The 14,323-nt window shown below is 61.5% G+C and carries 14 protein-coding genes, 1 tRNA gene and 1 riboswitch; of the genes, 8 read left to right on the forward strand and 7 right to left on the reverse strand.

The window, feature by feature from the left end; all coding sequences use genetic code 11:
* Positions 1 to 75 precede the first annotated feature (75 nt).
* Positions 76 to 759, forward strand: a complete 684-nt coding sequence (gene phoB / locus ACQY1K_RS01950; RefSeq protein ID WP_062453930.1) for a phosphate regulon transcriptional regulator PhoB — start codon at positions 76 to 78, stop codon at positions 757 to 759.
* On the opposite strand, the gene ACQY1K_RS01955 is transcribed toward phoB, so the two are convergent.
* A complete protein-coding gene (locus ACQY1K_RS01955) occupies positions 741 to 1,655 on the reverse strand; it encodes a DMT family transporter (RefSeq protein WP_430258178.1) in 915 nt (304 codons plus the stop codon). The two genes, phoB and ACQY1K_RS01955, sit on opposite strands and share 19 nt — an antisense overlap.
* A gap of 124 nt (positions 1,656 to 1,779) precedes the next feature.
* Between ACQY1K_RS01955 and ACQY1K_RS01960 the strand changes: the two genes are divergently transcribed.
* Complete coding sequence (locus tag ACQY1K_RS01960) at positions 1,780 to 2,568, forward strand: ArsR/SmtB family transcription factor (protein ID WP_192078195.1); 789 nt, start codon at positions 1,780 to 1,782, stop codon at positions 2,566 to 2,568.
* Here the strand turns inward: ACQY1K_RS01960 and ACQY1K_RS01965 are convergent.
* Entirely contained in the window at positions 2,507 to 2,941 is a 435-nt protein-coding gene (locus ACQY1K_RS01965) for a PACE efflux transporter (RefSeq protein WP_062453928.1), read from the reverse strand. The genes ACQY1K_RS01960 and ACQY1K_RS01965 overlap by 62 nt on opposite strands.
* Positions 2,942 to 3,137: 196 nt before the next feature.
* A complete protein-coding gene (locus ACQY1K_RS01970; RefSeq protein ID WP_062453927.1) occupies positions 3,138 to 3,677 on the reverse strand; it encodes a GcrA family cell cycle regulator in 540 nt (179 codons plus the stop codon).
* Between the two features lie 451 nt (positions 3,678 to 4,128).
* On the opposite strand from ACQY1K_RS01970, the gene ACQY1K_RS01975 reads away from it, so the two are divergent.
* The 3 genes from ACQY1K_RS01975 to ACQY1K_RS01985 all read left to right on the forward strand — a co-directional run bounded on the left by ACQY1K_RS01975 (position 4,129) and on the right by ACQY1K_RS01985 (position 7,481).
* Positions 4,129 to 5,325, forward strand: a complete 1,197-nt coding sequence (locus ACQY1K_RS01975; protein ID WP_430258179.1) for an aspartate aminotransferase family protein — start codon at positions 4,129 to 4,131, stop codon at positions 5,323 to 5,325.
* A 49-nt stretch (positions 5,326 to 5,374) separates the two neighbouring features.
* A complete protein-coding gene (gene argF, locus ACQY1K_RS01980) occupies positions 5,375 to 6,292 on the forward strand; it encodes an ornithine carbamoyltransferase (protein WP_062453925.1) in 918 nt (305 codons plus the stop codon).
* Positions 6,293 to 6,491: 199 nt separating this feature from the next.
* Entirely contained in the window at positions 6,492 to 7,481 is a 990-nt protein-coding gene (locus ACQY1K_RS01985; RefSeq protein WP_092663650.1) for an Hsp33 family molecular chaperone, read from the forward strand.
* Between the two features lie 13 nt (positions 7,482 to 7,494).
* On the opposite strand, the gene apaG is transcribed toward ACQY1K_RS01985, so the two are convergent.
* Both apaG and ACQY1K_RS01995 read right to left on the reverse strand, forming a co-directional pair.
* On the reverse strand, positions 7,495 to 7,887 hold the full coding sequence (apaG, locus tag ACQY1K_RS01990) for a Co2+/Mg2+ efflux protein ApaG (RefSeq protein WP_062453923.1): 393 nt from the start codon (positions 7,885 to 7,887) through the stop codon (positions 7,495 to 7,497).
* A 166-nt stretch (positions 7,888 to 8,053) separates the two neighbouring features.
* Positions 8,054 to 9,244, reverse strand: a complete 1,191-nt coding sequence (locus ACQY1K_RS01995; RefSeq protein WP_062578956.1) for an O-succinylhomoserine sulfhydrylase — start codon at positions 9,242 to 9,244, stop codon at positions 8,054 to 8,056.
* A gap of 47 nt (positions 9,245 to 9,291) precedes the next feature.
* A riboswitch (SAM riboswitch) is annotated at positions 9,292 to 9,370 on the reverse strand.
* Positions 9,371 to 9,443: 73 nt separating this feature from the next.
* Here ACQY1K_RS01995 and ACQY1K_RS02000 point away from each other — a divergent pair.
* Together ACQY1K_RS02000 and ACQY1K_RS02005 are read left to right on the forward strand one after the other, a co-directional pair.
* Positions 9,444 to 10,538, forward strand: coding sequence for a 2'-deoxycytidine 5'-triphosphate deaminase (locus tag ACQY1K_RS02000; protein ID WP_062453921.1), 1,095 nt, complete (start codon positions 9,444 to 9,446; stop codon positions 10,536 to 10,538).
* A 70-nt stretch (positions 10,539 to 10,608) separates the two neighbouring features.
* Positions 10,609 to 10,682: transfer RNA gene (locus tag ACQY1K_RS02005), tRNA-Gly, on the forward strand.
* A gap of 13 nt (positions 10,683 to 10,695) precedes the next feature.
* Here ACQY1K_RS02005 and ACQY1K_RS02010 read toward each other — a convergent pair.
* Positions 10,696 to 12,618 (reverse strand): glycosyltransferase family 2 protein, encoded by a 1,923-nt coding sequence (locus ACQY1K_RS02010; RefSeq protein WP_430258180.1) that lies wholly within the window; start codon positions 12,616 to 12,618, stop codon positions 10,696 to 10,698.
* A gap of 103 nt (positions 12,619 to 12,721) precedes the next feature.
* Here ACQY1K_RS02010 and ACQY1K_RS02015 point away from each other — a divergent pair, with 103 nt between their 5' ends.
* Complete coding sequence (locus ACQY1K_RS02015; RefSeq protein WP_430258181.1) at positions 12,722 to 13,576, forward strand: transporter substrate-binding domain-containing protein; 855 nt, start codon at positions 12,722 to 12,724, stop codon at positions 13,574 to 13,576.
* Between the two features lie 43 nt (positions 13,577 to 13,619).
* Here ACQY1K_RS02015 and ACQY1K_RS02020 read toward each other — a convergent pair whose 3' ends face one another.
* Positions 13,620 to 14,285: a S24 family peptidase gene (locus tag ACQY1K_RS02020; protein WP_062453904.1), complete on the reverse strand. Its 666-nt coding sequence runs from the start codon at positions 14,283 to 14,285 to the stop codon at positions 13,620 to 13,622.
* Positions 14,286 to 14,323: the final 38 nt, after the last annotated feature.

Consider the following 14,323-nt stretch of genomic DNA (forward strand, 5'->3'; position numbering starts at 1 on the left):
CCAATGACCTGAAGCAGCGCGAGCGGATCTGGCGGATCTAAGTGCGGTTCGGGACGAGTGACGGAGCAAGTCGGAATGCAGCCGAAGATCGCAGTCGTGGAAGACGAAGAGGCCCTCAGCGTCCTCCTTCGGTATAACCTGGAGGCCGAGGGTTACGAGGTCGATACCGTGCTTCGCGGTGACGAAGCGGAAATCAGGCTTCAGGAGCGCGTTCCGGATCTTCTCATTCTCGACTGGATGCTGCCGGGCGTTTCAGGCATCGAACTCTGCCGTCGCCTGCGTATGCGGCCGGAGACGGAACGCCTGCCGATCATCATGCTGACGGCGCGCGGCGAAGAAAGCGAGCGCGTTCGCGGGCTTGCCACCGGCGCAGACGACTATGTGGTCAAGCCTTTCTCGACGCCGGAACTGATGGCCCGCGTCAAGGCGATGCTGCGCCGTGCCCGACCGGAGGTCCTTTCGAGCGTCCTCAAATGCGGCGATATCGAACTCGATCGCGAAACCCATCGCGTTCACCGCAAGAGCCGCGAAGTTCGCCTCGGGCCGACAGAGTTTAGACTTCTGGAATTCCTGATGGCCTCACCCAGCCGCGTCTTTTCGCGCTCGCAGCTGCTCGACGGCGTCTGGGGTCATGACATCTATGTCGACGAACGCACCGTCGACGTGCATGTGGGGCGCCTGCGGAAGGCACTCAACTTCTCCAACATGCAGGATGTCATCCGCACGGTCCGCGGTGCCGGTTACTCAATGGAAGCCTGAGCACCGCGTCTCCTAGCCGGCAGCGTCATGGCAATCACACCGGTCACGACGCAGGCGAGACCGAGCCAGGCTGTCGAGGCAAGCGTTTCGCCGAGAAACACGACGCCGATGCCAACGCCGATCGGCACCCGCAGATAGGCCTGCGCCGTCGTGCCGACGGAGCCCAGCGTCTGCACCAGCCGGAAATAGATGACGAAGGCGAGCGCCGTCGAAAATACCGCGAGCGCCAACAGGGCGAGCGTCGAGTCGGTGCTGGGCGTCAGCGTCCAGGGTCTGTCGACCACGAGGCTCACGGGAATGAGGATGGCCGCCCCTGCGATCAGCGATCCCGCGGCGGGCATCATCGGGTCCAATCCTTTAAAATTCTTGCCGAAGATGGCAGCCGCCGCATAGCAGATCGTCGCCGCCACGATGGCGAGTTGCGCCCAGAGGTTCTCGCCCGAGCCGGCAAGCGCCTCCATGCCGACGATCAGGCATATGCCGACAATGCCTGCGGCAACTCCAAACAGCTTGGCCGCAGAGACGCTTTCATGGCGGGTGATCAGCGCCGTCAAAAGAAAGGCGAAGATCGGCGTCGTTGAACTCAAGATGGTGGCAAGGCCCGCATCGGTCGTCTGTTCGGCCCAGGCGATGAGGGTGAAGGGGACCGCGCTGTTGAGGCAGGCCTGAACCGTGAAAAGCTTCCAGGTCTGCCGGTCGGTCGGCAGCTTCAATCCGCGAAGGCGTAGTGCCGCAGCGAGAATGAGCCCGGCGACCAGTGTTCTGACGGCAATAAAGGTGACAGGCGAAATCGTCTCCACACCGACTTTGATCAGCGTGTAGGACGCGCCCCAAAGCGTCGCGAGCGTGAGGAGCAGCAACAGATCCGTTGCCATGCTTGTTTTGGTGTCCGCCATTCCAGTTCCTGTCCCCATGAATGCAATCTCCGCCCCTCTTAGCGGAACCAGGAAAAGAAATGCTTCGACGACGGCCGAACCGTTGACCGCTGACGGCAAAGTTTTCCGGTGCTAGAACTGGATCATGCCCAATATGGTTTCAGGAAATACGATTGCGGAAGTTGCAAGCCTGATCGGCGATGCTGCACGCGCCAACATGCTGTCCGCGCTGATGGGCGGACAGGCGCTGACGGCGGGCGAACTGGCACGCCACGCCGGCGTCACCGCGCAGACCACCAGCGGCCATCTCGGCAAACTGGCGCAGGCTCGCCTGATCGAGGTTGAGAAGCAGGGCAGGCACCGCTATTACCGACTTGCCTCTCCGGAAGTCGCGCACGCGATCCACGCGTTGATGGCAGTCGCCGCGGATGGGCCGAAGCGCCATCATCCTGTCGGCCCGAAAGACGAAGCGTTACGGCTTGCCCGCACCTGTTACGATCACATGGCCGGCCGTCTCGCCATCGCGCTCGCCGATGCCCTAACAGGAAGCGGCTACATGCTGCTCGGCGATGGAGCCGGCCTGATCACCGACGAGGGCAGACGGTTCTTTTGTGATTTCGGGATCGATCTCGAACAGCTGACCCGTTCGAAACGCCCGCTCTGCCGGACATGCCTCGATTGGAGCGAGCGACGGCCGCATCTGGCGGGACAAATGGGTGCGGCGCTGCTGGACCGCGCTCTTGGCGTCGGCTGGATCGGCCGCCGAGAGGAAACCCGGGCTCTGCGGATCACGCGCGCCGGAGAGATCGGGTTTGCCGAGACATTCAGGCTTCCATCGGACTGGCGTATTGCACCGTCCGAAACTCTGATGGTCAGGCGGCTTCCTGGGTCTTCCATTCCGGCAGCGGGAACAGCTTGTCGTAGCCAAGATTGAAGAGATAGGCATAGACCACGTAGAACAGCGCGATCGCGATATCCATTGTCAGCGCATGGAGAAGGGTAATCTGCAGATACCACGCGATAAACGGCATCAGCACGACCAGCAGACCGATTTCGAACAGCACCGCATGAGCAATGCGCAAGGCAGGCGTCTTTAGCGTCGTACCCCGTCGCGCCTGCAGAAAGCGGTCGAAACCCAGATTGTAGAGGTAGTTCCAGCCGGTCGCGACCGTCGCAGACACGACGCCGACAATGCCCATATGTTCGGCCGGCATGTCGAAGACGAAAGCGCCGAGCGGCACCATCATCAGAAGCCCGATGATTTCAAAGCTGATGGCGTGGCGAATACGGTCTCTTATCGAGCGCATGATCTTCCCCTTTAGGTGAGGTTCATGCCGGGTCGTCCCGGCGTTATGCCCATTCAGGGGGAGGTCGTCCTCTCTCGAGGCCGAAATAGGAGCCCAGGGAGTGCGAGGCAAGTTTTTTCAGCGCAAGTCAGCCATGCCGAAAACGCAAAAGGCGGGCCAGAGCCCGCCTTCGATCTTGTTTCCGTAGCCGCCTGGCTTAGGACGCGCGGGCAGCCGGACGACGGCGCTCGTGTACCGGCTGGTAGGCAAGCTTCGCGTGATATTTGCAATAGGGCGACGCATCCTGCGCATCGCAACCGCAGAAATGGAAGTCGTCCGTCAGCGGATCGCCAACCGGCCACTTGCATGTGCGCTCGGTGAGATCCGTCAGCGACAGACGGCGCGAGATCGGCACGACGACGCTGCCGGAAGCGGTGTATTTCACCGGCTCCGCGACGTTGACGTCCTGATCTTCCTTGAGGGCGTTTGCACCCACCGTCCGTGCTGCGGGACGGGCTGTGTCGCGTCCGGCAAAGCTCGGCGCGCGCGGAGCTGCGGGCGCTGGGCGCTTAGATGCCGGGCGATTGGCCGACGCCGAACCGCCTGCTTTGGCGCGACCCGGAAGGTTGAGACGGTGCACTTTGCCGATCACGGCATTGCGGCTTACGCCTCCAAGTTGGGCTGCAATCTGGCTGGCGCTGAGACCTTCCGACCATAGTTTTTTAAGTCGCTCGACGCGCTCATCAGTCCAGTTCATGCCGTTCTCCGCCTTTGAACGTTGCTGGCAGACAGAATCCGTTCACCTCTGCGGCGAAATAAATCCGCCGCACCCACGCAATCTATGCTTCGAGGTGACTAGTTCCGCCGCATGCGTTCTAGTAATTGAGGATTAACCTAGTGTGTGGCTGACTCCGTGGCAAGAGTCGCTCGAATCGCCGCGAATCGATTTCGCGGTTTTCCCCAACTTGCTGCCCTCAAGAGTCATTTTTGTCACAGACCGAAATGCCGCAATACAGCATCAGGTTGCATCGCGGCATATGCCCCGAAAGCCCTATAAAACACCAAGTTTTGTTGACATGGAGGCACTTAGCCATGATAGTGCCCGCGCCGCCCGGTGGGCGGCATTTTTGATTTTTCAGGCCGCATTCCCGGTCTCCGGAGAGGTCTGGAGAGGGGGGTCGGAACCTACCCAGAGGAGTGATGTCGCCATGGCTGAAGCCGCACTTTACGACACGTTTGCCCGGGCACCTTTGCGCTTTGATCGAGGCGAGGGCGTATGGCTTGTGACGGAAGGTGGCGAGCGATATCTGGATTTCGGCGCAGGCGTTGCCGTCACCTCCTGCGGTCATTCCAATCCGCATCTGGTAAACGCGCTGAAGTCGCAGGCCGAGAAGGTCTGGCACCTTTCCAACCTCTATGAGATCCCGGAGCAGGAGCGTATGGCCCGCCGTCTGGTGGATGCCACCTTCGCGGACAAGGTGTTCTTTACCAATTCCGGCGCCGAAGCGCTTGAGACCGCCATCAAGACGGCGCGTCGCTATCATTTCTCCAAGGGTCATCCGGAGAAATTCCACATCATCACCTTCGAAGGTGCCTTCCACGGCCGGACCATCGCGACGATCGCCGCCGGTGGTCAGGAAAAATATATGGAAGGCTTCGGCCCGAAGGCGCCAGGGTTCGATCAGGTGCCGTTCGGTGATCTCGACGCCCTCAATGCTGCGATCAACGAAAACACCGGCGCGCTGCTGATCGAGCCGATCCAGGGCGAGGGCGGCGTGCGCGTCGTGGACAAGGAATTCCTGCGCGAGCTGCGTCGCATCTGCGACGACCGGGGTCTGCTGCTGATCCTCGACGAAGTGCAGAGCGGGGTTGGCCGCACCGGCCGCTTCTTCGCCCACGAACTGACAGGCATCACGCCTGATATCATGGCTGTTGCCAAGGGCATCGGCGGCGGCTTCCCGTTCGGCGCCTGCCTTGCGACCGCAGAGGCTGCTTCCGGCATGAAGCCCGGCATTCACGGCACGACCTATGGCGGCAATCCGCTCGGCATGGCCTGCGGCAACGCGGTGCTCGACGTCGTGCTGGCCGATGGCTTCCTTGAAAATGTCCGCGATGTCGCGCTCGTGTTCCGCCAGGGACTGGCAAGCCTGAAGGATCGCTTCCCGGATGTGATCGAAGATATCAGAGGCGAAGGCCTGATGCTCGGCATCAAGGCAAGGGTGCCTGCTGGCGATCTGGTCGTTGCAATGCGCGATGAGAAAATGCTGTCAGTACCTGCTGGCGATAACGTCGTGCGCCTTCTGCCGCCGTTGACGATCACGGCCGAGGAAGCCCGCGAGGGGCTCGCACGGATCGAACGGGCAGCCGAAAAGCTGACCGAGGCAGAACTCAAGAAAACAGCCTGAGCGCGATGAGGGGTGCCGGTGACGGTTCCCCTCGATAGGGGACGATAGCATGGCATCACCAAAGCATTTCCTGGATCTTTCGGCGGTTTCGCCGGAGGATCTTCGCACCATTCTCGACGACGCGAAAAGCCGCAAGCAGGCCTTCAAGGCCGGCAAGGGCGACCAGCCGCTCGCCGGCAAGATGTTGGCGATGATTTTCGAAAAGCCGTCCACCCGCACCCGCGTCTCCTTCGATGTCGGCATGCGCCAGCTCGGCGGCGAGACGCTCTTCCTGTCCGGCACGGAAATGCAGCTCGGCCGCGCCGAGACGATCGGCGATACGGCACGTGTCCTGTCGCGCTATGTCGATGCGATCATGATCCGCACCACCGATCACAACCGCATGCGGGAAATGGCAGAGCACGCCACCGTGCCTGTTATCAACGCGCTGACCGACGATACCCATCCCTGCCAGATCATGGCCGACCTGATGACCTTCGAGGAGCATCGCGGTCCTGTCAAAGGCAAGACCATCGCCTGGACGGGTGACGGCAACAACGTGCTGCACTCGCTCGTCGAAGGCTCGGCGCGGTTCGGCTACAAAATGAACATGGCCGTGCCAATGGGCTCCGAGCCGCATGACAAGTTCCTCAACTGGGCCCGCAACAATGGCGGCGAGATCATGCTCTGCCACGACGCCGAACGGGCGGTCACCGGCGCTGATGTCGTCGTCACCGATACGTGGGTGTCGATGAACCAGGAGCACAAGGCGCGTGGCCACAACATCTTCCAGCCCTATCAGGTCAACAAGGCGCTGATGGATCAGGCAAACAAGGACGCGCTCTTCATGCACTGCCTGCCGGCCCATCGCGGCGAGGAAGTCACCGACGAGGTCATCGACGGACCGCAGTCGGTAGTGTTCGACGAGGCGGAAAACCGCCTTCATGCGCAGAAGTCGATCCTTGCCTGGTGCTTCGGCATCGTCTGAGGATCGAAAGCGCTTCCGACTTGAATTCGATGAGAGCCGCCACCATCTGACGGCTTTCAAAGCGCGCCGCCGAACGAGTGCGGCGCTTCAACACGATATCGTCAACGTTCTCAAATCCCCGGCCGGCGGTTCCGCTGCGGCTGTCGCTTGTGTAAAAGCGTTCGAGGAAATGGGAGCGCCGGCGCGAAGGAGTTAACTCATGGCGGAAGCGACTGTTGAACTGAACGAACTCGATTTTGCCGGCGACGACCGCGTCGTGCCCTTCCAGGTGGATGGTCTTGATGTGCGTGGCCGTGCAGTCCAGCTCGGGCCACTCCTCAACGCGATCCTCGGACGGCACGATTATCCGGCACCTGTCGCACGGCTGCTGGCGGAAGCCGTCGTGCTCACTGCACTGCTGGGCACTTCGCTGAAATTCGAAGGCAAGTTCACCATGCAGACCAAGGGTGACGGCCCGGTCGACCTGCTTGTTGCCGATTTCTCCACGCCGGATGCACTGCGCGCCTATGCCCGCTACGACGAGGATGCACTGGCCGAAGCCGTCGAGAACGGCAAGATCTCGCCTGCCGAACTTCTCGGCCATGGCTTTCTTGCGCTGACCATCGATCAGGGCCGCGGCATGCAGCCCTATCAGGGTATCGTGCCGATGGACGGCTCGTCGCTTGAAGAAATGGCCGGCGTCTACTTCCGCCAGTCCGAACAGATCCCGACCAGGGTTCGCCTCGCCGTCGCCGAACTCATCGACCGCGACGAGGACGGCAACCCGCGCCACAACTGGCGCGCCGGCGGACTTGTCGCCCAGTTCCTTCCGCAGGCGCCTGAGCGCATGCGCCAGCCCGACCTGCATGGCGGCGACGGTGACGAACGCGATGCCGTCGAAGTCGAGGACGATGCCTGGTTAGAGGCGAGCACGCTGGTCGGCACCATCGATACGGACGAGCTGACCGATCCGCAGGTGGCGATCGAACGGCTGCTGTTCCGGCTGTTCCACGAGCGCGGCGTGCGGGTCTATGATCCGCAGACGGTGTTCGACCGCTGCAGCTGCTCGCGCGACAAGATCAAGGGCGTGCTGGACGGCTTCTCTGCGGAAGAAATCCACGCGAGTGTGGAAGATGGAGAAATCGCGGTAACCTGCGAGTTCTGCTCGACCACCTACAAGTTCGTGACGGAAGAATTCGAAAGCGCCTGATCCGCTTTGCGGGTCAGTTCAGAACGCGCACGACGCCTGGTGAATCCAGCGAGAAGGCGGGAATGTCGACTTTGAAAGTCTCGCCTTCGTCCGTCTTCATATCGTAGGTGCCGAACATGACGCCGGATGGCGTGTCGAGCGGGCACCCGGACGAATATTCATAGCTGTCGCCCGGCTCCAGTCGCGGCTGGTCGCCAACGACGCCTGGTCCGTCGACCTCGTCGACGATCCCGTTTTCGTCCGTGATGTTCCAGTAGCGGTGCACGAGCGTGACGCTGATCGAGGACTTGTTCTCGATGACGATCCGGTATCCCCAGACATAACGACTGTCCTCGGGGCTCGACTGCTCCTCGAGATAATAGGGCTCGACGGCGACGTCTATGTCTCTGGTGCGGGCGCGGTACATTGGCACCTCAAGATTGCTCATCGTGCCGATATCGTACAGTGGGGGAGAAAGGTCAAGAATTCTCGCGGCTTGCATCTGAGGCAATGTCGCGTTCTTGATGATAGGGATAACTGATATGGTAAACCCGGAGCGTTCCGGGTCTACCCATCGTTCGGCGTAAAGTCGATCAGATCTGCTTCAGCGCCTGCGCGAAATCTTCCAGCAGGTCGTCCGCATCCTCGATGCCGGCCGAAAAGCGCACGGTGCCGGGCGAAATTCCCAGTTCCGTACGGGCTTCGTCGCTGAGGTTTTTGTGCGTCGTCGTTGCCGGATGCGTGATGATCGAGCGGGTGTCGCCGAGATTGTTGGAGATGGTGACCACCTCCATGGCATTCTGCAGCTTGAAGGCCGCTTCCTTGCCGCCCTTCAGCTCGAAACAGACCAGCGTCGATCCGCCCGTCATCTGCTTGGCGATGATATCGGCCTGCGGATGGTCTTTGCGACCGGGATAGATCACTTTCGCGACCTTGGACTGCTCGGCCAGGAAATCGGCGATCTTTGCCGCATTCGACGTCTGCTGGGCAACACGGATCGGCAGCGTTTCCAGCCCCTTGATCAGTGTCCATGCCGTGAACGGCGACATTGCCGGACCGGTATGGCGATAATAGTCCTGCAGGTGCTCCAGAACCCATTCGCGGTCCGAAAGGATGACGCCGGCAAGGCTGCGGCCCTGGCCGTCGATATGCTTGGTGGCGGAATAGACGACCACATGGGCGCCGAGTTCCAACGGCCGCTGGAAGAGCGGCGTTGCAAACACATTGTCGACCACCAGACGGGCGCCGACCTGATTGGCAAGCTTGGCAACGCCGGCAATGTCGATCACTTCCAGCGTCGGGTTTGTCGGGCTTTCCAGGAAAAACACCTTGGTGTTGGGCTTGATCGCCGCTTCCCAGTTGGCAAGGTCGCGACCGTCCACCAGCGTGCATTCGATGCCGTAGCGCGGGGCGAGCGTTTCGACAACCCAGCGGCAGGAACCGAACAGGGCCCGCGCGGCAACGATATGGTCGCCGGCGCGAAGCTGGCACATGAGCGCTGCCGTGATGGCGGCCATGCCGGAGGCGGTGGCGCGGGCTTCTTCTGCACCCTCCAGCGCACACATGCGCTTTTCGAACATGTCGTTGGTGGGGCTGCCGTAGCGGGCATAGATATAGCCGTCGGCCTCGCCCTTGAAACGGGCCTCGGCGGCTTCTGAACTGTCGTAGGCGAAGCCCTGCGTCAGGTAGATGGCTTCCGACATCTCGCCATATTGCGAGCGCAGCGTGCCGCCATGGACGAGCGTGGTGGCCGGGCGCCAGTTCTTGTTCGGGGATTTGCTCATGTGTTCATCACCTTCGTGATACAAAAAAAACCGGCCGCAATCGCAGACCGGTTTTCAACCCGGTCTTTTTAGCCACTTGTTTAACGTGGCTGCAAGCCGACCGGCCAAATCACCACGGGATAAAGCTGCCTTACGCCTCGCTTCCGCTTGCGTCAATGGTCCGCATTTGGTTTTGTCGCCCCCAAAATCTGAAAGAGACATGATGGCTCGCGAAACGGGAATTCTGGCGGACCGCGCAATTGCGGCGCTCTTCGAACAAGGACGGCTGAAGTCCGAGAGGGCGCTTGATCAGGACCAGATCCAGCCGGCGAGCCTTGATCTGCGCTTGGGGCAGAAGGCGTTTCGCGTGCGCGCCTCGTTCATGCCGGGGCCGATGAGCCTCGTGTCCGACAAGCTCGAGCGCCTCAGCCTGCACGTCATCGATCTCTCCGAAAGCGCCGTCCTCGAAACCGGCTGCGTCTATATCGTGCCGCTGATGGAAAGCCTCGATCTGCCGGCCGAGATGTCGGCTTCGGCCAATCCGAAAAGCTCCACCGGCCGCCTCGATATCTTTACCCGCGTCATCACCGATCGCGCCCAGGAGTTCGACAAGATCCCTTCAGGCTATCGCGGTCCGCTCTATCTCGAAATTTCCCCGCGCACATTTCCGATCGTCGTGCGCCAAGGCTCGCGCCTGTCGCAGATCCGCTTCCGCGTCGGCAACGCCCTTCTGCAGGAGCCGGAGCTGTTGGCGCTGCATGGAGCCGAAACGCTGGTCGCCGCCGCGCAGCCGAACATTTCCGGCGGCGGCATAGCGCTATCGATCGACCTTGCCGGCGACAACGATGGCCTGATCGGCTACCGCGGCAAGCACCACACGGCCGTCGTCGATGTCGACAAGAAGGCCCAGCATGATCTGTTCGATTTCTGGGAGCCGATCCACAGCCGCGGCCGCAACGAACTGATTCTGGATCCGGATGAATTCTACATCCTCGTCTCGCGCGAGGCCGTCCATGTGCCACCGCTCTACGCGGCCGAAATGACACCGTTCGACCCGCTGGTCGGCGAATTCCGCGTCCATTACGCCGGCTTCTTCGACCCCGGCTTCGGCCACGAGGCCGCCGGCGGCCGCGGCAGCCGCGCAGTCCTAGAGGTGCGCAGCCACGAGGTCCCGTTCATCCTCGAAGACGGCCAGATCGTCGGTCGCCTCGTCTACGAACACATGCTGGAAGAACCCCAGGGCCTCTACGGCTCCGGCCTCGGCTCGAACTATCAGGCGCAGGGCCTCAAACTCTCCAAGCATTTCCGCAGCTAGGACATCCCCGGACGCTTCCACCCCGGCGACCTTGACAGACAAGGCCCATTGTTGGAAACCTTCCCCCGACGCGGGTGTAGCTCAATGGTAGAGCAGCAGCTTCCCAAGCTGAATACGAGGGTTCGATTCCCTTCACCCGCTCCAATCCCCCTCCCGATCAGCTCTCCTTCCGTCGCGGCATGTGGGGTGTCTTGCTCCAGTGGAACGGCTTTGTCCTGAGTTCCCACAGCGCCTTCCAGGCGGCGAAGGATGTCATCATCCAGTAGAGCGGCACCGCAACCCAGCGACGGCCGACGAGGCGCTTTTCGTGGTTGGTCATCGATCCGATGCCGAGGCCGAGGAAGATGAGATAGCTGCCGAGAATGTTGGTGAAGTCGATCGCGAACAGGCCGACGACCTCGACCGGCAGCGTGTCGATCGGCGCCCGCAGCATTGCCGAGAAGCCGACGCCGAGAAAGACGAGGATCAGCGGATGCAGCAGCGATGACAAAAGCATGCCGCCCACCAGCAATTGGATCACGCAGAAAGGCTTGATGCCGATTTCGCCGATCAGCCGCGCCGGGTCGCGCATCAGCACCAGCCAGGTTTGCAGCCAGCCCTTGAACCAGCGGCTTCTCTGCGACGTCCACACCTTGATCGATAAGGGCGCGTCCTCCAGAGTCTGGTGCCGCATCACGTCGGCGGTAAAGCCGAGCCGGTAGAGCCGCATGCCAAGATCGGCGTCTTCCGTCACGTTGTACGGATCCCATCCGCCGGCTGCGATCAGCGCGCTGGTGCGGAAATGGTTGGACGTGCCGCCGAGTGGAAGCGGCATGTTCATTCTCCCGAGCATCGGCAAAAGGCCGCGAAACAGCGCTGCATATTCGAGCGAAAACAACGCGCTCAACCAGCTTTCCCGGGCGTTGGTGATGATCAGTGGTGCCTGCAGGCAGGCGAGTTCGGATGGTGCCGCGCGAAACCGCCGGTACGCCTCGCGGAGTTGTAGCGGGTGCGGCCTGTCCTCGGCGTCGTAGATTGCCGTGAATTCGCCGCGCGCACCTTTCAGCGCATAGGTGAGAGCCTTTGGCTTCGTCCGCGGACCATAGGCCGGCACTTCGACGATCTCGAACTGGGGGCCAGGCTCAAGCGCCTTCAAGGCTTCGATCGTCTGCCGGTCGTCGATTTCGCATACGAACTTGATGTCGAGCAGAGATGCGGGCCAGTCCAGCCGCTTGAGGCTTGCGACCAACTGCTCGGCCATGTCCTCTTCGCGGTAGAGTGCGACCAGAATAGTGTAACGCGGCAGCAGCCCGAACGGTGGAGCGACTGGCACGCGTTCAGGCGCCACCAACGTTTGCCGGATCATCGCCGAAAGCCGAAGACAGAGCGTCGAGAAATAGGTGAGCGACAGGACGATATGCAGCGCAAGCAGCGTATCGATCGGTGCAATCAGCAGGAGACAGGCAAGGGTCGTCAGAAACGACCCACCGTAAAAGCCCTGGTGGCCTGCGAGCACAACGCGGGCCGACAGCAGGGGTCTCTGCTCGAACAGGGTATTCGTGGTCTCGCGGATGCGGCGCGCTGCATCGGCTTTCCAGACGGATTCGCGAATGGCGCTCGGCGTGGTGATGACGAGATCGCGGCCCACAAGCGGCAGGGTCGCAAGCGTTGCCGCAATCTGCGAAAGTCGCGCCGCCTCCGGCACGATGGCGATTTCCTGCGCCTTGTTGCGATGGGCGATCCTCACCATGGTCGGGCGTGTCAGCTGGGCGTCGGTCGAGGGCAGGATAACGACAAGCGCGGGATCGAGCGACGAGACGAAGGGAAGTCGCAGCAGACGGGCGATGGCACCGTAATAGGCGTCTTCCCTCACGTCGCCGCATGCCAGAAGCTCGGCCTCGACCGTCGTCCCGTTTTGCCTGGAGAGGCCAGCCAGCGTGGCGATCAACGGTTTCGAGAAACCGAGGGCCGCAAGCGCTGTCAGCTCGACCTGGATGCCGGGACGAAAGTCGAGCAATTGCCCGGACTCGATCTCGTCGGTCGGCGGCGCCCCCGTTTCGTCGTGATAGGTCGGCTGCGAAGCATGTTCCTCTGAGCGCATGTTGCTGCTACACCGTCCGCAGACGAACCCCTATTGCCCCACACGGATCATAAAGATGCGATACCTGATTACATCCCTAAAAAGCAGTGGTGTTTTCAAGTTTATGCAGCTCTTGGTGGTGGTGATATACGGACTTCTGTCCGCAACGCAGGCACTTGCGGCCTCCACCGCTCCGCCTTCTACCCCGGCGACCCAGCTTCCGCTGATGTTTGACGCACGAGAACGCGTGGAGCGCCAGGATATGTCGACAATCCTGCGCGTGCGCATCCTGACGACTGTTGATTTCCCCCCTTTCAATTTCGCAGATCAATCGGGCCGGCTGTCAGGCTTCAACATCGATCTCGCCCGCGAGATTTGCACGGTCCTGAAGATCGAGGCAAAGTGCCAGATTCAGGCCATGCCCTTCGCGGATCTCGAAAAGACCCTGGAAGACGGGGGCGGGGAGGCCGTGATGGCAGCGGTCGCCGCAACTCCGTCGCTGCGGCAGCGCTTTCTGTTTTCCAGGCCCTATCTCGGTATCCCGGCAAGGTTTGCCCGCAACAACGCGGCGACACTGGCTGCGACCACGGTATCGGACCTCAGCGATCGTCCGGTCGGTGTCGTCAAGGGAACGGCGCATGAGGCGATGCTAATAGCGTTCTTCCCGAAGATCACGCAAAAGCCGTTCGACAGTTACGAGGACATGCTGGCAGCGCTGAAGGAGAGACAAGTCGATGCGGTCTTTGCCGATGGCCTTCGCCTGCCTTTCTGGGTCGCAAGCGAGGCATCGGAGACCTGTTGCAGCCTGTTCGACGGCCCCTACCTGTCGCAGAAATTTCTAGGCGAAGGCCTGACCATCATGGTCCGCAGAAACGATCCGACCCTTGCCGCCGCCTTTGATCAGGCGCTGGCCGAATTGTCGCGCAACGGCCGCCTGCAGGAACTCTACCTGCGCTATTTCCCGAACGGCCTCTACTGAGACCAAGGAATTTTTTCTCAAGATACGTTGAATGCAACGCGGCTTACTGGCTCGCCCAGATGATCCGTGCCATCCATTCCACATCGGCCGTGTCGAAGGAACGGTTCGCGTGTTCGGGGTTGAGCGACAGAAGCTCGATCAGGCGCGCACTCTGGCGCGCCAGAACTTTCGCCATCACTTCGCCCTCGCGGGTTTTCAACACCACGCGGTCGCCACGCCGAACCTGTGCGCCGGGCTCGACGATCAGCACGTCGCCGTCCCGATAGAGCGGCATCATGGAATCGCCCTGGACCTCGAGCGCGTAGACACCGGCTTTTCGAGCAGGATCGACGGGAAACTCCACCACATCCCAGCCCTGTCCGGCAGGAAAACCGCCATCGTCGAAAAAGCCGCCGGAGCCGGCCTGGGCAAAGCCGAGCAGCGGGATCGTGCCGTTCTGGGATGGAAAATTGCCGTCGGGAAGTTGCGACCTGCCCATCGCATGCGGCAGATAGCTCATGAACTGATCGACCGTTGCGCCGGTCGCTTCCAGAACTTTGGCAATCGATTCCGTCGAGGGCCATCGCAGTCGTCCGTCGGGGCCAAGCCGTTTCGACTTGTTGAACGAGGTCGGATCCAGTCCTGCGCGTCGGGCAAGCCCGGACGGCGACAGCTGATGACGCTCAGCCAGCGTGTCGATCGCGATCCATATCGTCTCATGTGACAGCATCGTCGTCCCTGCCCCCGGCACAAGAGGAAACAGCCGTT

This window comes from Neorhizobium sp. IRS_2294 (genome assembly GCF_050500145.1).
Taxonomy (GTDB): domain Bacteria; phylum Pseudomonadota; class Alphaproteobacteria; order Rhizobiales; family Rhizobiaceae; genus Neorhizobium; species Neorhizobium soli.